The sequence below is a fragment of the Afipia dichlorophenoxyacetatis genome (assembly GCF_055386385.1).
The window spans coordinates 5,477,352-5,494,883 of record NZ_AP029250.1 but is presented as its reverse complement, the minus strand read 5'-3'; the positions used below and the strand labels follow the sequence as shown (position 1 = coordinate 5,494,883).

At 58.1% G+C, this 17,532-nt stretch carries 18 protein-coding genes; 8 read left to right on the top strand and 10 right to left on the bottom strand.

Annotated features, from left to right (window positions below; translation table 11 throughout):
* The first annotated feature begins 46 nt into the window (after positions 1-46).
* Positions 47-853, top strand: coding sequence for an SDR family NAD(P)-dependent oxidoreductase (locus ACZ5C3_RS25785; RefSeq protein WP_464033955.1), 807 nt, complete (start codon positions 47-49; stop codon positions 851-853).
* Positions 854-973: 120 nt separating this feature from the next.
* Here ACZ5C3_RS25785 and ACZ5C3_RS25780 read toward each other — a convergent pair whose 3' ends face one another.
* The 3 genes from ACZ5C3_RS25780 to ACZ5C3_RS25770 form a co-directional block, all read right to left on the bottom strand.
* Positions 974-1,921, bottom strand: coding sequence for a helix-turn-helix transcriptional regulator (locus tag ACZ5C3_RS25780; protein WP_464033954.1), 948 nt, complete (start codon positions 1,919-1,921; stop codon positions 974-976).
* Between the two features lie 175 nt (positions 1,922-2,096).
* Positions 2,097-2,522, bottom strand: coding sequence for a MarR family winged helix-turn-helix transcriptional regulator (locus tag ACZ5C3_RS25775; protein WP_464033953.1), 426 nt, complete (start codon positions 2,520-2,522; stop codon positions 2,097-2,099).
* Positions 2,523-2,550: 28 nt separating this feature from the next.
* Positions 2,551-2,784 (bottom strand): hypothetical protein, encoded by a 234-nt coding sequence (locus ACZ5C3_RS25770; protein WP_464033952.1) that lies wholly within the window; start codon positions 2,782-2,784, stop codon positions 2,551-2,553.
* A 148-nt stretch (positions 2,785-2,932) separates the two neighbouring features.
* Here ACZ5C3_RS25770 and ACZ5C3_RS25765 point away from each other — a divergent pair, with 148 nt between their 5' ends.
* Both ACZ5C3_RS25765 and ACZ5C3_RS25760 read left to right on the top strand, forming a co-directional pair.
* Complete coding sequence (locus ACZ5C3_RS25765) at positions 2,933-4,246, top strand: MFS transporter (RefSeq protein ID WP_464033951.1); 1,314 nt, start codon at positions 2,933-2,935, stop codon at positions 4,244-4,246.
* A gap of 564 nt (positions 4,247-4,810) precedes the next feature.
* Positions 4,811-5,689 carry an MBL fold metallo-hydrolase gene (locus ACZ5C3_RS25760; protein ID WP_464033950.1) on the top strand — a complete coding sequence of 293 codons (879 nt, stop codon included), beginning with the start codon at positions 4,811-4,813 and terminating at the stop codon, positions 5,687-5,689.
* Between the two features lie 65 nt (positions 5,690-5,754).
* Here ACZ5C3_RS25760 and ACZ5C3_RS25755 read toward each other — a convergent pair whose 3' ends face one another.
* Together ACZ5C3_RS25755 and ACZ5C3_RS25750 are read right to left on the bottom strand one after the other, a co-directional pair.
* Positions 5,755-6,762: a LysR family transcriptional regulator gene (locus ACZ5C3_RS25755; protein ID WP_464033949.1), complete on the bottom strand. Its 1,008-nt coding sequence runs from the start codon at positions 6,760-6,762 to the stop codon at positions 5,755-5,757.
* Between the two features lie 384 nt (positions 6,763-7,146).
* Positions 7,147-7,803, bottom strand: a complete 657-nt coding sequence (locus ACZ5C3_RS25750) for a DUF899 domain-containing protein (RefSeq protein WP_464033948.1) — start codon at positions 7,801-7,803, stop codon at positions 7,147-7,149.
* Between the two features lie 822 nt (positions 7,804-8,625).
* On the opposite strand from ACZ5C3_RS25750, the gene ACZ5C3_RS25745 reads away from it, so the two are divergent.
* The gene (locus ACZ5C3_RS25745) at positions 8,626-9,504 is read left to right on the top strand and encodes an SDR family oxidoreductase (protein ID WP_464033947.1); all 879 of its coding nucleotides are present in this window, start codon (positions 8,626-8,628) and stop codon (positions 9,502-9,504) included.
* A gap of 182 nt (positions 9,505-9,686) precedes the next feature.
* Here the strand turns inward: ACZ5C3_RS25745 and ACZ5C3_RS25740 are convergent, their stop codons facing one another.
* On the bottom strand, positions 9,687-10,175 hold the full coding sequence (locus tag ACZ5C3_RS25740; protein WP_464033946.1) for a winged helix-turn-helix transcriptional regulator: 489 nt from the start codon (positions 10,173-10,175) through the stop codon (positions 9,687-9,689).
* 118 nt (positions 10,176-10,293) lie between these two features.
* Between ACZ5C3_RS25740 and ACZ5C3_RS25735 the strand changes: the two genes are divergently transcribed.
* Together ACZ5C3_RS25735 and ACZ5C3_RS25730 are read left to right on the top strand one after the other, a co-directional pair.
* Positions 10,294-11,307, top strand: a complete 1,014-nt coding sequence (locus tag ACZ5C3_RS25735) for a zinc-dependent alcohol dehydrogenase family protein (protein ID WP_464033945.1) — start codon at positions 10,294-10,296, stop codon at positions 11,305-11,307.
* Positions 11,308-11,383: 76 nt separating this feature from the next.
* Positions 11,384-11,821, top strand: a complete 438-nt coding sequence (locus ACZ5C3_RS25730; RefSeq protein WP_464033944.1) for a YybH family protein — start codon at positions 11,384-11,386, stop codon at positions 11,819-11,821.
* A 164-nt stretch (positions 11,822-11,985) separates the two neighbouring features.
* Here the strand turns inward: ACZ5C3_RS25730 and ACZ5C3_RS25725 are convergent, their stop codons facing one another.
* Positions 11,986-12,897 carry a sigma-70 family RNA polymerase sigma factor gene (locus ACZ5C3_RS25725; protein ID WP_464033943.1) on the bottom strand — a complete coding sequence of 304 codons (912 nt, stop codon included), beginning with the start codon at positions 12,895-12,897 and terminating at the stop codon, positions 11,986-11,988.
* Positions 12,898-13,040: 143 nt separating this feature from the next.
* Here ACZ5C3_RS25725 and ACZ5C3_RS25720 point away from each other — a divergent pair, with 143 nt between their 5' ends.
* Positions 13,041-13,340, top strand: coding sequence for a hypothetical protein (locus ACZ5C3_RS25720; RefSeq protein ID WP_464044355.1), 300 nt, complete (start codon positions 13,041-13,043; stop codon positions 13,338-13,340).
* A gap of 328 nt (positions 13,341-13,668) precedes the next feature.
* Here the strand turns inward: ACZ5C3_RS25720 and ACZ5C3_RS25715 are convergent, their stop codons facing one another.
* The 3 genes from ACZ5C3_RS25715 to ACZ5C3_RS25705 form a co-directional block, all read right to left on the bottom strand.
* Positions 13,669-14,226: an HNH endonuclease gene (locus ACZ5C3_RS25715; RefSeq protein WP_464033941.1), complete on the bottom strand. Its 558-nt coding sequence runs from the start codon at positions 14,224-14,226 to the stop codon at positions 13,669-13,671.
* A gap of 134 nt (positions 14,227-14,360) precedes the next feature.
* Positions 14,361-15,452 (bottom strand): DUF2855 family protein, encoded by a 1,092-nt coding sequence (locus ACZ5C3_RS25710; RefSeq protein ID WP_464033940.1) that lies wholly within the window; start codon positions 15,450-15,452, stop codon positions 14,361-14,363.
* A 22-nt stretch (positions 15,453-15,474) separates the two neighbouring features.
* Complete coding sequence (locus ACZ5C3_RS25705) at positions 15,475-16,239, bottom strand: DNA-3-methyladenine glycosylase family protein (protein ID WP_464038433.1); 765 nt, start codon at positions 16,237-16,239, stop codon at positions 15,475-15,477.
* A gap of 231 nt (positions 16,240-16,470) precedes the next feature.
* Here ACZ5C3_RS25705 and gluQRS point away from each other — a divergent pair, with 231 nt between their 5' ends.
* A complete protein-coding gene (gluQRS, locus tag ACZ5C3_RS25700; RefSeq protein ID WP_464033939.1) occupies positions 16,471-17,352 on the top strand; it encodes a tRNA glutamyl-Q(34) synthetase GluQRS in 882 nt (293 codons plus the stop codon).
* The last annotated feature ends 180 nt before the right edge of the window (positions 17,353-17,532 follow it).

Sequence of the window (17,532 nt, the reverse complement as noted above, 5' to 3'; positions counted from 1 at the left end):
AGTCAACGCCGGTTATCGCCGGAGTCAAAAACCAGGAGCGTTCGATATGTCCAATCAGTCCACCAAGGGCACAGCCCTCATCACGGGATCTTCGTCTGGAATCGGAGCGATCTATGCGGATCGCTTCGCGCGGCGCGGCTATGACCTCATTCTGGTCGCACGTGACAAGTCGCGGCTTGAATCGCTGGCAGCCCAACTCGCAAAAGCAACCGGCCGCAAGATCGATATTCTGCCCGCCGACCTGAATACGAAAGCAGACCTGCTGAAGGTCGAGGATCGTCTGAAGACGGATGCGACCATTACGGCGCTCATCAACAATGCCGGTGTCGGTGCCACCAAGCCGCTGGTCGATTCTGATGTCGATCAGCTCGACGCGATGATCCAGCTCAATGTGACTGCGTTGACGCGGCTCACGCGGGCCGCTGCGCCAGGGTTCGTTGCGCGGGGCAATGGTGTCATCATCAACATCTCATCGATCGTTGCGCTGTCGCCAGAGCTTCTGAACGGCACTTACAGCGGCACCAAAGCGTATGTCGTCAATTTCACCCAGTCGCTGAACCATGAGATCGGCAGCAAGGGCGTTCAGGTCCAGGCCGTGCTTCCGGGTGCCACGCGCACAGAATTCTGGAGCCGTGCCGGAGTGCCCGTTGAGCACCTGCCGCAGGAGATCGTGATGTCGGCGGAAGAGATGGTCGATGCTGCGCTGGCAGGATTCGATCAGCGTGAACTGATCACGATTCCCTCGCTGCCTGACACAGCCGCTTGGGAAAGCTATGACACCGCCAGAAAGAATCTCGGTCCGTATCTTTCCCGTACCGAAGCGGCATCTCGCTACAAGTTGGCGACGGTCTAAAGCTTATGCGCCGGTCCCGATAGTCGGGCCGGCGCACTCCGTTACGGGACGGCGCGACCATTGTTGAGCCGGTTATGCCTCGCTTGATCGTGGGGAAGGATCTCGGACGATGGCTTCAGCCTAATGACTTCCGTTTCCATCCCGCTCCAGATCGTTCTCTCGGACGTCGGAGGGGGTCATGCCGAAGCGACGACGGAATGTACGGTTGAAATAGGAGAGGTCGGAGAAACCCGAGGAATGCGCAATATCGCTGATCTTGCGCTGACGATTCTTCGGATCCATCGCCAGCTTTCGTGCGAGCAGCAGTCTCCTCTCGATCAGGAATTCCGTGAAGGTAGTGCCGTCCTGCTCAAAGAGGCGCTGTGCCTGCCGCGCACTCAACCCGTAGCGACCCGCGATCATGTCAATGGACAAATCCAGGCGACCGAGGTTGGATAGAATATCGGTCTTCATCAACGCGAGACGGGCCTGGGCTTGACCGCGCTGGCGGGCCATTTCGGCTGCGTCTGAGTGGGTGCCAAGCGCAAGCGAGAGGAGGTCGACCAGGTGTTGGCCCATCAGAAAGCGGCCGTGTCCATCGAGATGGGGCGCCGATTTAGTCGCGAGCTCCGCATACCGGCCGATGGTATCGCTGAGCTCTTCATTGATCCGAAGAGGTCGGTACAAGAGAGTTTCAGCTTTTGGACTGGAACGGAGCAGTGTCTTGCGATCAATAACAAGCGCCGTAAATTTGCGGCAATCACTCATCTTTGCCGCTGACGACTGGACCAGGTCTCCAAGTAAAACCTCGGATCGGTCGATCGTCATCACGCTATCGCGGTACTGGAAGGGCATCCGGCTTTGGCCGTGACAGACGAAGGTAAAGTCGTCGTCGCCGTCCCCCGTGGTCTGTGGCGAGCGGCCGATTGAGGCGGAAGTGCCCGTAGCAACGGCGACCGCCACAGGGGACAGGTTGGTGATCTGTGTCTGCAGGTCGATTACGTTATCCCGGACCGGACCAATATCGATATTGCAAAGGCCGCGGCAGATCTCCTCGCGCCAGTGTTCATAGCGCGCCCCTTTCGCCAAGCCCGTATAGGCGTTGGTAAAGGTGATGGGCGGTTCAGGACTCTCGTTGGACATGGCGTCGTAATGAATACTGAGACACCATCAGTTTATATCGCAATCCGTATCGTGAAACCACAACATATGCATTGCCGCTGCGCAGTTAAAAGCGCAACGGCTTTCGCCGTCCTATTGTTCGTCACCCCTGCGCGGACACCTCGCCGAGCATGGCACGCAGGTTCTCTGCGAACTTCGCGCCGTGCTTGTCCTGAAACTCCTGATGCGCGCGCCGCCATAACGGAAAAGCGCGCTCCAACAGCGCGCGGCCCTTGCGGGTCAGTACGATATCGCGGCTGCGACGATCGCTCTCCGAGACTTTCATGTCCACCAGCCCGTCGCGTTCCAGGGGGCGCAAGTTCTTGCCCATGGTGGTGCGGTCCATCGCCATCGTGCCGGCGAGGTCGTTGACAGACACTCCGTGCTCGCGATTGAGCGCCGCCAGGATCATATACTGCGTCACCCTTATCCCGGCTTCGGCGAGCTGAGCGTCGTAGGCTTGGGTGATCTGCCGCGCAGCTTTCCGTATGGCGACGCAGTTGCAATTGTCTAGTTTAATCTGACCCATCGCCGTTTCCGCACTCTTTGACTTCCAATCAAAGCCGCAGCATCCGATTGGAAAGTATGTCTTCGAGAAATGGTCGCACACAATCGATCGTGATTGAAGTCCTCCACAAACCGGCGGAGGCCTTCGAGATCATTATTGGTCGAACCTGGCCCGATTGATCTCGACGAATTGTTCGACGGTTAAGGGCTTTCTGCAGTTCTGCAACAGCGGCTCTGCCGGTCGTGCCGGTTGCGCCAGCGATTAAATAAAGCGGATCAGCCATCTGTTTCTCCATTGCCTCTGTGATCGTGAATGCCTCGACGGAAACTGCGCTTGACTATAGGAGCATATGCCCGTAATTGCAAATTAGGGGCATATGCTTCTAATTAGGTTCCTCGAAGTGCCGCTTAATGGTCAAGGGAGATGCGCGGATGACTGCAATCAAAACGAAGGATGCCTCCTCCTTCCACTATGGATGGGTGGTCGTCGGCGTGACGTTCGCGACCTTGCTCGTGACCGCAGGCGCGATGTCGACGCCGGGTTTGCTGCTGGTTGCTTTGCAAAGGGAGTTCGGATGGTCGACGGCGAGTATTTCCACTTCGTTATCTCTGCGGTTGGCTGTGTTCGGACTGATGGCGCCGTTCTCTGCGGCGCTCATGCTTCGCTTCGGGCTACGCAGGATCATGATGCTTGCTGTTTCCACGACCGCCGCGGGAATGGGTTTGACCGCCTTTGCAACTCAGTCCTGGCAATTAGATCTGCTCTGGGGACTGCTGGTCGGCGGCGGAACGGGAATGACCGCGCTTGTTCTCGGCGCCACGGTCGCCAACACCTGGTTTGCGCAACGCCGCGGCCTTGTGATCGGTCTCATGACCGCGAGCTCGGCATCCGGCCAGTTGCTGTTCCTGCCGCTCTTCGCCCGCATCAACGATGAGTTCGGCTGGCGGCCGCTCGTCGCCTTGGTGGCGTGTATTCTTCTTTGTCTGGTGCCTGTGATTGCGCTGCTGATGCGCAATCGTCCGGCGGACGTCGGCCTTACACCGTACGGATCGCCGTCGGGAACTGAAATTTCCTATCCAAAGCCGCCGGCGGAAAATCCCGTCGTCGTGTCTTTCAGAGCATTGAAGGGCGCCGTGCAGTCAAGGAACTTCTGGGTGCTGTGTTTCGGCTTCTTCGTTTGCGGCTTGAGCACGAACGGTTTGATCGGAACGCACTTGATCGCGGCGTGCGGCGATCATGGCATAGCGGAAGTGACGGCCGCCGGTCTCCTCGCGTTGATGGGAGCCTTCGACCTTTTCGGAACGGTGGCCTCCGGATGGCTCTCCGACAAATACGACAATCGTTACCTGCTGTGCGTGTACTATGTGCTGCGGGGACTATCCTTGCTGTACCTGCCGGTCGCGCTGGGAATGGACCTTCTGTCCGTTTCTTTGTTCGCCGCGTTTTATGGCCTCGACTGGTTCGCGACGCTGCCGCCCACCATCCGGATAACGACCGACAGGTTTGGTCTCGGCGTCGGACCGCTCGTGTTCGGCTGGATGTTCGTCGCGCACCAGATCGGAGCATCTGTTGCAGCTTTCGGCGCCGGTCTCACCCGGACACTCGACGGCACCTACGCTCCAGCGTTTGCTCTTTCAGGCATTCTCTGCATAGCCGCAGGCTTTGCGTCGCTGGCCATAGATGGCAATCGAAAGAAGGACAAAGGCGTCAAGACAACGCTCTCGACCGGGTCGGCGGCCGCTTAGGCCGCCCTTATCGGGGCCTCGAACCCAATCTTGTATTCGAGTTGGCGGCATATCGACCATTCGGGTCGATGTTCCAATAGAGATAGCCGCTTCAGCTGTCGTGCAGGCGTAAACCGCCGTTCATAAGAGCAGCACCCCAACGTTAGTCGTTGCCTCTCAGCCACGTGTGGAAGCAAGCCCATAAAAGGTGGATCAAAAAGGTCGCCTTCTCACCACGCCAACAATGAAACTAAGCTGATTGAGTCCAGTCATATGTGGCACTGAGTCGGCAATGGCGACGGGGAATTGGGCGCGGTTGAGATTGCTCGGGCCCTAAGGTCGTAGGCGAGCCAACCGGGCGAGGGGCGTGTATTGGACGAGTGATGCGACTGCTAACGTAAAACCACGGCGATCGCTAAGCCGCGGCGCTGTTGTCATCGAAGAGCGGGATAGTCTGTGAGTCGAGCAGAGCCACCATGTGTGAGGTCGATTTCCGAAATCGACCTCACCGATTTGAAATTCCATCCTGGAGCTGCCAATCAACTCCGCTTTCAAGGTTCGAATTCAGAAAAGAAGGATCGCGGTATGACCAGGGTTGCGCAGTGGCAGGCGGCAGGTCTGAACCGGCGGAGAATTGGCGATTACATCGTTACCGCACTCGTGGACGGCGTCATCGAGGTGCCGCTCGAACTTCTTAGCGGAATAAGCCCGGACGATGCGGAGGCAATGATCGTCGCTTCGGGGCGACCTCGCTCTTCCGCTATGACCGCGGTTGCTTATCTACTGGAGGGGCATGGCAACACAATTCTGATCGATGGCGGCGCAGGCGGCATCAACGGATGGGGAGGACGGCTGCACGCCGCGCTTGGAGCGTTAAACCTTGATCCGCGCCAGGTTGATCAAGTGCTTCTCACGCACGCCCATCCCGACCATATTGGGGGCCTAATAGGTGCAGCGTCGGCGGCGGCGCTATTTTCAAACGCCGAATTGGTTCTTCACGAAGAGGAATTTAAATTCTGGAGTGGTGATGAAAATTTGAGCCGCGCGCCTGAAGACGCGCAGCCATTTTTTATGCTCGCCAGAAACGTCTTCGCGGCCTATGCGGGCAGGCGGCGGCTGGTCACCCACGGCGAAGTAGCTCCCGGGGTTTCGGTCGTTCACCTCCCGGGCCACACGCCAGGCCATTGCGGATACCGTATTAATTCTTCGGGAGAGTTGCTTCTGATCTGGGGCGACATCGTGCACTATCCGAATATCCAGGTCGAGCGTCCAGACGTGACGATCGCGTTCGACGTCGATGCGGCTGGCGCTACCGCCACTCGCAAGTCAGTATTGGCGGAGGTCACGTCGGAAAACGCGCTGATCGCCGGCATGCATCTGAACTTTCCCGGCTTCGCGCGCATTCGCAAATCGAACGAGACTTACATGATCATCGATGAGCCCTGGTCCGCAAACCTGATATAGGCGAATTCGCAGCTCGTACCCTGGCGCCAAACCAGGAAGCCAATTCGTTCTGCTGCGAGAGGTATTCAGTTCGCTGACCCCGCGATGCGATCGGCCGGGGCGGACTTGGAATGACGCAACAATCCCGCAACATCAGCGATTGCTTTCCGGAACCAAAGAAGCCCTGGGTCGGAATTACTGGAGGTGTGCCAAATGATCGAAATCTGGAATGGTGCGACATGAAAGGGGAGCGGACTGACCACGAGCCCATGCGTGATTGCGGCGTCCTCTGCAAACAGTCGCGGCACGGTCGCGATCGCGTCAAGGGAAGCAACCAACTTCGGGATAGCGTGCGCGTGCGGCGTCGATACCGCGATCGTCCGCCGGAGCTTCCTCTGCCCAAGCGTTTCGTCGACCAGTTTACAGGCGCTTTCCTTCAGATCAACGGCCACATGAGGAAGTTCGAAATAGGCCGCGGCGGAGATTGACCCCAATCGCTTGAGAAGCTGCGAACTGTGGAGGCAGACATAGCAGTCGTCGAAGAGGACTTTGCGCTTGTGCACGACACCCCCTTCCGACACGTTTCCGATCGCGGTATCGATCTCCCCAATGTCAAGCATATCAGTTGTTCGATGGCGGTCCAAAGAGTGGAGTTCGAGGCGTGCCTTGGGCGCGGCGTCGCGGAGGAATTTAGCTAGAAGCGGAACCAAGATGCTCTCTAAGTAGTCGGGAATGCCAAGCTTGAACGTCCGACTTGTCGAGGCCGGAGAAAATTCCAATTCGGCGAACAAGCTCGCCTCGATGCGCTGTAAAATCTCTGACGTGATCTCGGCTATGTGTGCTCCGCGAGGCGTCGGGGTCATGCCTGTTCCCCCTCGAACGAAAAGCTCGTCACCGAAAAGCTCGCGCAGGCGACCGAGTTGATGGCTCAAGGAAGACTGATTGACGCCAAGCCGGTTCGCAGCCTTAGTGACGCTTCCGATGGTCCGGATGGCATCTAGCGCAACCAGCAGATTCAAGTCGACATCCGATAGCCGGGCGTGGTCGACGGTACCTTCCAACATCGCTATCTCCTTTTCATCCGGCAGGGTCATCACGGTCGGAAGGCCGCTCGCAAGCGGCCGGCCGGGACGCGATGCGCGAACTGATCGGCGCGGCCGTAGGTAGCTTTCGTTTGCTGCCATCCCGCATTGGAGTTGTCGTCGCAAGTTTCCTTGACGCTCCCCGCGCTGGGCCAGCACGTGATCGCCGACATTGCCCAGTCGTTCCTAGTCAACGAGATCTCGGAACGTAAACAGATAGAGAGCAGACGGCGGATGCTGACTGATAGGACATTCCATCCATAATTGCGGGGATGACGATCTGTCGGCGAGGATCGACAGTGGTTGAGCGGGTGATCTATTCGATCTTCAACAAAGGCTACTCGACTGCGTGATGTCGGGAGAAACGGCTGTCGTGGCTCCTCTTGGCTTGAACATTCAGTATTCATCGTGGATTTTGATCCAACTGTGGGCGGGCTCCTGCGGGTAACCGTCCGGAGAATCCTCCCAGGATTCCTGCCTGCCCCAGGGCGTGATGTCGAGGAAGCCGAACGTGTTGCTGGGCTGCTCCACGCCTCGTCCAGAGGTAAAGTAAGTCTGGAAAATCTCGCGGTCCCGGCGAATGAAAACCGATAGGCCAAATGACATGTCCTCGGTGCCGACCAAGTCTTCGTGAAAGGAAGTGCCGAAGCATGAGTACCAGGGAAACTTCCATCCAAGTCGGGATTTCACCCGCTCGATTTCGACGACAGTGGCACGGGATACGACCGCGAATGTAGTTCGGCGTGCGTGCAGGTGTTCAAGATTACCCACGTGATCGCAATAGTAGGAGCAGCCGGGACAAACGAATTCGGAGTCCGGCTTAAGCATGTTGTGATAGACGATGAGCTGATGGCGCCCTTCGAACAGGTCGAGGAATGATAGATCGCCGTCTGCCGAACTGAAACGATACGGCCTATCGACCCGGGTCATCGGAAGCCGCCGGCGACGCGCATTCAGTGCATCGCGCGCCCGAGTGAGCGCTTTTTCCTCTTCAAGTAGCCGTAGACGGTGTTGGCGCCATACATCTCTGTCTACGATTTCCGGATACGTCATGTTGATCCCTGCTTCGCCCTCTACACCGATTCTCGTCTCAAGATAGAAGAGAAAAAACTCTCGCGGGGTCCACGGTATGGATATAACTTGCGTAACGCAAGTGAAATGAGATAGTAGCGGCGCGCCTGTGGCGATGGATGCAAATCGCAGGGCTTAACCTTTGTGGTATCCGAGCGAACTCTGCCAGCGGTCGGATCACGCAGAAGGTCAAACGGGAGCCCTTGAATAAGGCGATATCGGCAATCGAGCGGTGACTCTTATTGCAAACCTCAAACGTCATAGCTGAGGGGAATTCAATGGAGCGAGGCGGATGACTGACCACCTGAAACCTACACAGGCTAAAAACGTCAAACCGAACGACCAGCACCAAGGCCGCCCGTCTCACAGAGGCGTTATAGAGGATAACGAGGTTTTCTGGTGTGACCGGCTCGACAACTTAAAAGCCCTCCTTGAAGAACTTCATTCATGAACGATGGCTTTTCCCACCGTTGAAAAACTGACCAAAGACTCGTTTGAACGGGCTACGGGCGGCCCGCAGACCCCGTGATATCGGAGCTTCGCATTGAGAAACTTGCGCGAGCGCTTGAGTGAAGGCTAGACTCGGCGAATTAAGGATATCCACCTTCTCCTGCTGCCCGACGCCCGTGCCCAGCGGAACGTGTCGCCGGCGAGAAAAGCCGCGGGCTGACTAAGAGACCCCCGCTCTAAAGATCTGCCTCTCAGGCGAATCCTTTTGCTTTCCCTATTCGTCTATTCACGGATGAAACATGGGTTCGCAATGGTCCAGTCCATCGCGATGACTTTAAATCTCAGGAGAGAACTATGCTTTTAGTCACGGGCGCGGCCGGCTTGAGCGGCTCGGCTGTAGTGCGCGAATTTGCAAATCAGAAACTGCCGGTTCGAGCGCTGGTCAGAAATCTGGACAGGGCGGGGGCATTCGTTGATCTGCCGACCGTCGAGGTGGTCGGGGGCGACATGACGAAGCCGGGCGAGTTGACCGCCGCTCTGGAGGGTGTCGACCGTACTCTTATGATTTCGACAGCGGATCCGCAGATGTTGGAAACCCAGTGCACATTCATCGACGCGTGCAAGGCGGCCGGCGTCAGTCACATCGTGAAATTCTCCGGAGCGGAGGCCGGCTTCGACCCGATGAAGTTCCGATTTACGCGTATGCACGAGGAGATCGAGGATTACCTAGAGCGATCGGGCCTCGCCTGGACGCATTTGCGTCCGAGTCAATTCATGCAGGTCTATCTGCGTGAAACACCCACGATCGTCAACAATGGGACACTCCTGTTGCCGATGGCGGATGGAAGCTTGGCTCCGATCGATGTGGAAGATATTGCCAAGATTGCAGTCGGGGTGATGAAAGGCAGCGGACATGAGGGAAAAAGCTACGCGATGACGGGCCCCGAGGCGCTCACCATGTCCGCGATCGCGGATCGCATCTCCATAGCGATCGGCAGTCCTGTTCGCTACGTTGCGATCCGCCCCGAGGACCGGCGTGACGCGTTGGTGCGCGCTGGCGTGCCGACCTTTCTGGTCGAGGGATTGTACGAGCAGGCCCTCGAACGCCTACGGAATCCGAAGGCACAGGTTTGCCTGGATACGCACCGGCAATTCGGCGTGAAGCCGACCACCTTCGCCGAGTTTGCCCATCGGAATGCAGCAAGATTCCGCGGAGAGCGCGCTGCAGCCTAGTTGCAGGAGACGTCGCCCGTGAGCATTGGTGTGGTCTCGCGGGCGAAGCCTACCTCAGAGTCCGCTTTTCAAGCGCTGCTGCGAGATAGCCGATCCATGGAGTTCCCACGGCCCGCTTCGGGACAAACGCGTCGAACACGTCCGCGTCAAATTGAAGTTGAGACCGTATCGCAGTCCTGCGCCTACTGTCGAAGTGGTCTGCGGGCACGCTGACGATGGGAATCTGCGCCCGGCCCCGGGGCGAACCGGACGTCGTCGGCGGTCACCGCTACGCCGCTGGGCGTTCTCACGGAAACAGGCGCCAATTTCTCGCCGGTGCCCGCGTGCTGGACGATGAACGGTTCGCGCCCCCGCCCGGACAACCATTCATCGCCCCACTGCATGAGGCTTATGATCACCGGCAGCAAAGCTTTTCCTTTTTGGGTGAGTCTGTAACGCACACGTCTCCCATCTTCCTCATCTGGTAAACGGACTAAGATTCCCCGTTTGACTAGCCGGCTTAGTCGAGCCGCGAGGATATTGCTCGCGATACCGAGTGAGGTTTGGAAACCATCGAAGGAGTCGACGCCTCTGGCTGTGTCCCGAACAATCAGCAGTGTCCACCAATCGCCGACCTCATCAAGGCTCCGTGCAACCGAACAATTCAACGTCTGAAATCTGTTTCTCGACATCCCTCATCGTAACAGAGCGCCGAGTGGGAGCGAAGGGGAATTGTTAAATTACTTGCATAATGCAAGTTAAAATGCCTAAGTTGGCCATCGGAAATCGGGGTTAAACAAAGGGGGCAATATGCGGAGAATGCGTGCTCTGGAAGCGGTATCGGTCGGGGAGCCTGCTGAGGTTCTTAATCTAAAGGAAACAGCGGTCCCCGCGATCCAGCCCGACCAGGTTCTAATCCGTATTTTGGCTTCACCCATTCATCCGAGCGACCTACACACCATTCGCGGCAGATACGGCGTTTCTCCGGAATTACCAGCCGTTCTGGGATCGGAGTGTGTAGGCACGATCGAAGAGGTGGGCGCGAGGGTCTCCGGACTGAAAGTAGGCGATCGGGTAGTCACAGTCGGTATTCTCGGCACATGGCAAGAATTTGCCGCCGTCGACGCTGGCAGGGTCGTGCCGGTGCCGGATGCGCTCTCGGTTTCAACTGCTGCTCAGCTCATTACGAACCCGATGACGGCTTGGCTGCTTGTAACGCACGAGCTTGGTCTGAAGCCAGGCGAATGGGTGGTCCAGAGTGCTGCCGGCTCGACGGTCGGAAAGATCATCATACAGCTGTCGAAGAGCCTCGGTTTCAAGACGATAAACATTGTTCGGCGACGCGCTGCAGTAGACGAAATCAAGCGCCTCGGCGGTGACGAGGTGATATGTTCAGAAGATGAGGACGTAACGTCTCGCCTCAAGCAATTGACGGGCAGTGAGGGAATCTCAAGAGCTCTGGACTGCGTCGCGGGCGACGTCGGTGCTTCCATCGCAGGTGCTGTTGGTGCGGGTGGAACCATGGTCGTTTACGGCGCGCTCTCCACTCACCGCCAGACGAGCGCTGACGCATTGACCCTGCCGTTGTTTGCCCGACCTCTCATTTATCAGGCCCAGACGATTCGGGGATGGTGGCTAATGCAATGGTTCAGGCGAACTCCGCCTGCCGGCGTTCAACAAGCATTCAGCGAAGTGGTCGCGCAAGTTGCAAGGGGAATCATTTCGATTCCAGAAGGGAAGCACTTCAAGTTTGAGCAGCTAAAGGAAGCTTTCGAGGCGGCGGAGTCCGTGGGGAGGGGTCCGAAGATCCTCTTGGGCGCCTAAGGTGAAGGCGGCGTCGCCAGCTCGTTGGGGCGTGGTTTCCGTCTCCGTCTGATAAACAGGGGCGAAGGAAGGATAGATGAACGATATCGAGAAGCCGGCAGAATCGATACTTGCGCGGTATGCGGCGGCGGTCTTTGCCAAGGACGTCGATGGCTTCCTTGCGCTTTATGCGGGGGATGTGCGCATTTTCGACACGTGGAATGTCTGGTGCTACGAAGGAGTTGGCGCATGGCGACGCGTGATCGAGGAGTGGTTCGGCTCACTTGGCGATGAGACTGTCCGCGTGAGCTTCGAAGACGTTCTGACATACGATCGTGGTGCGCTCGCCGTAGTCTGTGCCATAGCGCGTTACGCCGGAGTTTCCGCGTCTGGTCAGGAGCTCCGCTGGCTGCAAAACCGTGTGACACTTGTTCTCGATAGGACGGATGACGGCTGGACGATTCTGCACGAACATTCCTCTTCGCCGGCAAATTTCGAGAGCCACAAAGTATCGCTTCAGCGCGAGGCAACCTGACCTTTGGATCAATTTGAAGAGCGAAGAATTATGAATGGAGCACGCAACCGGGCAGGTCTTACATAAGGCTTCGCGCCGGCCGCGCATTTGCCCAAGCGCGCATTTTCGAACGTGGCTTTGCGCGACAGGTTCACCTTGAACCTTCTGGAGCTGGAAATGCCGCGCTAATCGCCCTCTTCTGGCGGCGTGTAGCTGAAGATGATTTCCGCCTCGGCAGCAACGTAAGCAGCGTAACGGTAATCGCGAATCGTCATGATCTCCCGGCTTTCGAAGCTGAGCAGCACGAAATGCGCAAGCGGGCCGGCCGGATCTCCAGGTCGGCGTACGAGCACCGCAGGACGACGATCGATGAAACCGAGCGAAAGCTCCCAGTCCGTCCGGCCGGCGTAATTCCCGAAATACCTGGAGACTTCGGTACGGCCGCGCATTTGGGTTCGACCGACCAGTTCCAGCCTTACATCATCGGCAATCATGCGCCGGACCGCATCGAAGTCCCGAGCATTGAAGTGGTCGATGTAGGCAGTAAGGAGATCACGGTCATGCCGCGACAAGGCGGGCAGCGGAAGATGTTCCGGTTGTTGGGCAAATTCGCGCAGCCGCTGTCGACCGCGATGCAGCGCAGCCTTTACGGTCGGGATCGTCGTATCCAGCACTTCGGCGACTTCGCGTAAGGAGTGGCCGAGCACGTCCATCAAAATGACGCTGCTCCGCTCGCGGGTAGGCAGGCGCATAAATGTTCGCAGCCCGGTTTCCGCCGCCTGGCGCTGTGCGATTTCGTCCAGGGGATTTTCGATCATTTCCAACGGCTCATCTTTGATATGGGTGGCTTCGCGGGCCCGTCGCCTAAGAAAATCCACGGCAGCATTGTGGGCGATGCGGAATAGCCAGGCTTTCGGATGCGCAATCGAATCCATGTCGCGGATTGCGTCCATGGCTTTCAGTAGAGCTTCTTGGACTACGTCCTCACCATCGATGACGGACCCCGTCATTCTCGCGCAATAGCGGAGAAGTTTCGGGCGTAACTCCACCGCAAGCCGGTCGAACATATCTGGAACGTTTAACTGACCGTCGATCATGACTTCCTTCGCGTCAAAACTACCCTCGCCTCCTGAAAACGCTGCGGATGTCCAAAAGGATTCCACCCACGCGAATCTTTCCGAGGCTTCTGCTCGTCTTAGGGAGACGGGTCGCCCCGGACCCGGGCAACTGGAGAACTCCCATGAAGCGTGTTTTCGTCCGTTATCGAGTCAAGACCGATCGTGCGGCTGAAAATGAGGCCTTCGTTAAGGGCGTGTTCGAGGAACTCGAACGGGCCGCGCCGTCCGGACTGCGCTATATGTCGCTGAAACTGGCGGACGGTGTCACCTTTGTTCATATCATGGAGGCGGACGCTGGCGCGACCTTGACAGATCTTCCGGCATTCAAGGCCTTTTCGGAGCGAATCCGGGATCGTTGCGACGAACTACCGATCGCAGCAGAGTTTGCCCCGGTTGGTAACTACCGTATGTTCGCGCTATAGTGAGCGATTTTTGCACCGGCGGCAGTCGGAGTGGGAAGCTTTTGTTTGCTTCAGAGCGGCTCAGGACACTTCCAACTGCCGTGTCAGGATGCCGTCACGTGGGCGATAAAGCCGCACGGTGTAAATCCATCCCTTTATGATCGGCCAGCAATTGGCGATCTTGACGTCCCGTTCGATCGCACGAGGTGCTGGCCTTTTGGGGCGATCAATTCGGCAGGTACGTCCTGAACAATCAAATTGACCAGTACGGAAGGCCGAAACGTGACACACTTGTGGGGTGTTTGACGCTCTTATGAGGTGCACGACAGTTGCTGGGATTGTGCCGAGCTTACGGATCGAGCTCGGTATCCCAATAGAGATAGTCGAGCCAGCTCTCGTGCAGGTAGTTCGGCGGGAACAGTCTGCCGTTCCTGTGAAGTTGATGCACTGTCGGCGCGTAGGGCGTTTGGCGCGGGAACATCTTCGCCTGCACCATGGTCATGTTGCCCTTGCGGAGGTTGCAGGGCGAACATGCCGCGACGACGTTTTCCCACGTCGTTTGACCACCGCGGGAGCGCGGAATGATGTGGTCGAACGTCAGGTCGTCCTGCGATGTGCAATATTGGCAGGTGAAACGGTCACGCAGAAAGACGTTGAAGCGAGTGAAGGCCGGGTGAGTCGTCGGCTGAACGAAGGACTTGAGCGAGACAACGCTCGGCAGCTGCATCTCGAAGGATGGGCTGTGAACAGCGTGATCGTAATTGGCGACGATGTTCACACGGTCGAGAAAAACCGCCTTGATCGTGTCTTGCCACGACCAAAGCGAGAGCGGGTAGTAACTCAGCGGCCGGAAGTCCGCATTTAGCACCAGTGCCGGCCAACCACCTTGCGAGACATGTGCGTTCAAGTAACGCTCCTGGCCCCCTAATTTGGCTGCGAAGCAGCTTGAGATGGACATACTACAGGGAGCGTGACGGGATTGTGAAGAGCGTTTCCACACGTCTCTGAAGGCATGATTTTGTTCTAGATCTTGTTCCCGCCTTATTCGGTGAGCGACAGCATGTGGGCCTGCGAGGGCCTAACGTCGCCTTTGAGCGTGTCCAGATAGACTTTCTGGACAGCATTGGGGCCGTGGCTCTCGACGATATCGAGCTTGCGTCCCAGCGCTGCCGTGAAACCGGACCAGACGGCTGCGAATCGCTCATCGATGCCGCCCGGGCCCCATTCCTTGGCGCGTTTGCGGAGCTGATCGGGAGCAAAGAACCAGGTCGGCCTCGCGCCGGGCAGGGTGTCGTCGCCGAGGGCCGCGTCTTGATGGGTCAGACCGACGCGGCTGCTATATTTCAGCTGGGTGCCGAAATGGTGGTGAAGCTGGCCACGCAGCTCTGCATTCCCCGCCATGTCAACGAAGGCGACCGGTGCGGTCGGCATGTCGCCGATCTTGTCGTAGGTCACGATCTCGTCATAGCAGCCGAGGGAGCGAACGAAGTCGGCATTGGCTGCGGATGTCAGGCCGATGACACGTACCGGCTTGCGATGGCTATGTAGCAGCCACGCCAGTCCGAACGCCGTCTTGCTGGAGGCGCTCGAGAGGATGACGTTTTGCGCGCCGAAGAAGTCGTGATCGGCGAGAAAGTCATCCACCAGGAAGGACAGCATGAACAATGGCCGCAACAACGCCTGATAGTCGCCCTCGCGGCCCGCGAAGGCCGGATCACCGGTGATGCGCGCGTAGGAATTATAAACTGGAGAAACGCTCTGGCGATGGGCCGCGCCGTCGCGAAGAGTCGCTTTCTTTAAATCAGATGCTTCGATCACAAGGTGTGTGGCCATCGGGAAATAGCCAAACAGGATCTCGCCTGTGGCGACGTCCGGATGCCGTGATTGGAGAACCTTGCCGAAGCCCCAGACCGGAATGTTGCCGAAACCTTCCGGCGCTGGGAACAGGTGCCAATACTTCAATTGATCGCCGAGCAGCGCGTAGGTGATGTTGTTCGCGGTGAGGGCAAAGCGCTCGACTTTCACCAGCAGGCCGTTCTCGGGCAATTGCGTCACTTCGGGTAGCGGCGTCTTGATCAACCTGCAGGTCTTCAGATCATCGCGTGCAACGACAAACTGTGTGGACGTTGTCATGGCGTGCTCCCGCTTTGGACGTTTACTTCCGTGGCGTGATCTTTCCCTTCGCCGGTGACTTCTTTGCGACAAGTGCCTTGTTTAAAACGGGTTTCTTGTTTGAAGCGGGTTTTGCGTTCGCTTTTGTCGCGGGTTCGCTATCCGAAGCCAACACGCCTTCGCGCTTCTTCACGGCACGGTAATACGACCACCACAGATGTGCCGCTGCGCCGCGCAGTGGGCGCCACGGTTCAGCCAGCGGCTGCATCTCCTTCACGGTCGGGCGTGATTTCAGCCCGAGCCCAATCCGCATGGCTTCCTGCACAGCAAGGTCCCCGGCAGGCCACGCGTCACCGTGTCCGAGGCACAACAACAGATAGATGTCTGCGGTCCACGGGCCGATGCCATGCAGCTTTGTGAGTGTCGCATGGGCCGCATCTGCATCTTCTTCGGCAAGCACGTCGAGGTTGAGGCGCTCATCGCTGAGTTCGCGCGCGATGAACTTCAATGTCTTGATCTTTGCCGCAGAGAGACCAAGCCGGCCGAGCCGGTCAGCGCGCGCGCTTTTCAGCCTCTCATGATCAAACGGATCGAAAGCTGTACTCACGCGGCTCCAAGTTGCGGCGGCGGCAGACGTGGAGAGTTGCTGGCCGCAAATGATGGCGGCGAGACCGGCAAAGCCCGGCTCGCGTCTGCGCAGCGTAGGCATGCCTGCAATCTCGAGCACCGGCCCGAGCCGTGGGTCGAGCTTGACCAGCGCTTGAATGGCCTCTTCGAGGTCGCCTTGCGTGTTGAGATGGACTGTCATTGAATTCATCAGCATGAAGGGAATCGGACGCTAGTGTCCCGTCTCCGAATAACCGACCACTTTGCTGCGCGCTCGCACGGTTATTCGGAGACGAAAGGAGACTAGCAAATCTATGATTGTAGTGTGGCTTTGTCTCGCAATTGCCGATGCGTGCCAGCCGCAAGAGAGGTCGGCAATTGGGAGACGCCACACTAGCGCAAATGTTCGCCGCTTCGTCGATCAGAGTTTGAGATGACACCGCCACCCGTTTTCAGATTTGCGCCAAGCCCGAATGGATTTCTGCACTTGGGACACGCCCGGTCGGCGTTGCTGAATTTCGATCTGGCCCGGAAAGCTGGCGGGCGCTTTCTGCTGCGCATTGAGGATATCGACGCAACCCGCTGCCGCCCGGAATACGAGGCTGCAATCTACGAGGATCTCGAGTGGCTCGGGATCACGTGGGAGCAGCCAGTGCGCCGGCAATCCGAGCATCTCTCGCTGTATGGTGAGGTGCTTTCGCGCCTTACAGACAAGGGCCTGCTCTATCCGGCCTTTGAGAGCCGCGCAGACATCGCCCAGCTTGTCCGCGACAAAGATAAGGCAGGGGCCTGGCCGCGCGATCCGGATGGCGCACCGATCTATCCTGGAGCCGCGCACCAGTGGTCGCGCGCGGAACGCGAGACGAAGGTCCGGTCCGGTGCGCCCTATGCATTGCGGCTCGACATGGCAGCGGCCCTGGAGCTAACGGGGGCGGTGACGTGGGCTGAGATGGGAGCTGGGCCCAACGGCGAGGCCGGGGAGGTTGCCGCGAGCCCCGAGCAGTGGGGTGACGTCATCCTGGCTCGCAAGGACACGCCAACCAGCTACCATCTGTCGGTGGTCGTTGACGATGCACTGCAGGGCGTCACCCAGGTCGTCCGAGGGCAGGACCTGTTTTGGGCGACCGCTGTTCATCGCCTGCTGCAAGAACTGCTGGGTTTGCCGGTACCGCTCTATCGGCATCATCCCCTTCTGATGGATGAGACGGGGCAAAAGTTGTCCAAATCGACGCATTCAACCGCGCTCCGGGATTTGCGAGCGCGTGGGGTGACGCCGGAGGAGGTCCGGCGGTTAACCGCTCTCGATGTTTTATGACTATTTTCCGGTTCCCGGCTGCGTGACTCGGGAGCCTCCGGCATGGCATGTTGCGGTTAGTGTCCCGAATCCAAAGTCCGCCTCGTCGTGCAGCACGCTTCGTAGCGGACTTTGGATTCGAGAGGACACTAGTAAATCCATAAGTCTGGTGCGGTTTAGGTTCAGAAGTTCGCTGTAAGA

Coding starts and splice junctions, on each gene's coding strand:
- ACZ5C3_RS25785 (WP_464033955.1), top strand. CDS start 47: ATGTCCAATCAGTCCACCAAGGGCACAGCCCTCATCACGGGATCTTCG.
- ACZ5C3_RS25775 (WP_464033953.1), bottom strand. CDS start 2,522: ATGGGTCAGATTAAACTAGACAATTGCAACTGCGTCGCCATACGGAAA.
- ACZ5C3_RS25770 (WP_464033952.1), bottom strand. CDS start 2,784: ATGGCTGATCCGCTTTATTTAATCGCTGGCGCAACCGGCACGACCGGC.
- ACZ5C3_RS25765 (WP_464033951.1), top strand. CDS start 2,933: ATGACTGCAATCAAAACGAAGGATGCCTCCTCCTTCCACTATGGATGG.
- ACZ5C3_RS25760 (WP_464033950.1), top strand. CDS start 4,811: ATGACCAGGGTTGCGCAGTGGCAGGCGGCAGGTCTGAACCGGCGGAGA.
- ACZ5C3_RS25755 (WP_464033949.1), bottom strand. CDS start 6,762: ATGACCCTGCCGGATGAAAAGGAGATAGCGATGTTGGAAGGTACCGTC.
- ACZ5C3_RS25750 (WP_464033948.1), bottom strand. CDS start 7,803: ATGACGTATCCGGAAATCGTAGACAGAGATGTATGGCGCCAACACCGT.
- ACZ5C3_RS25745 (WP_464033947.1), top strand. CDS start 8,626: ATGCTTTTAGTCACGGGCGCGGCCGGCTTGAGCGGCTCGGCTGTAGTG.
- ACZ5C3_RS25740 (WP_464033946.1), bottom strand. CDS start 10,175: ATGTCGAGAAACAGATTTCAGACGTTGAATTGTTCGGTTGCACGGAGC.
- ACZ5C3_RS25735 (WP_464033945.1), top strand. CDS start 10,294: ATGCGGAGAATGCGTGCTCTGGAAGCGGTATCGGTCGGGGAGCCTGCT.
- ACZ5C3_RS25730 (WP_464033944.1), top strand. CDS start 11,384: ATGAACGATATCGAGAAGCCGGCAGAATCGATACTTGCGCGGTATGCG.
- ACZ5C3_RS25725 (WP_464033943.1), bottom strand. CDS start 12,897: ATGATCGACGGTCAGTTAAACGTTCCAGATATGTTCGACCGGCTTGCG.
- ACZ5C3_RS25720 (WP_464044355.1), top strand. CDS start 13,041: ATGAAGCGTGTTTTCGTCCGTTATCGAGTCAAGACCGATCGTGCGGCT.
- ACZ5C3_RS25710 (WP_464033940.1), bottom strand. CDS start 15,452: ATGACAACGTCCACACAGTTTGTCGTTGCACGCGATGATCTGAAGACC.
- ACZ5C3_RS25705 (WP_464038433.1), bottom strand. CDS start 16,239: ATGACAGTCCATCTCAACACGCAAGGCGACCTCGAAGAGGCCATTCAA.
- gluQRS (WP_464033939.1), top strand. CDS start 16,471: ATGACACCGCCACCCGTTTTCAGATTTGCGCCAAGCCCGAATGGATTT.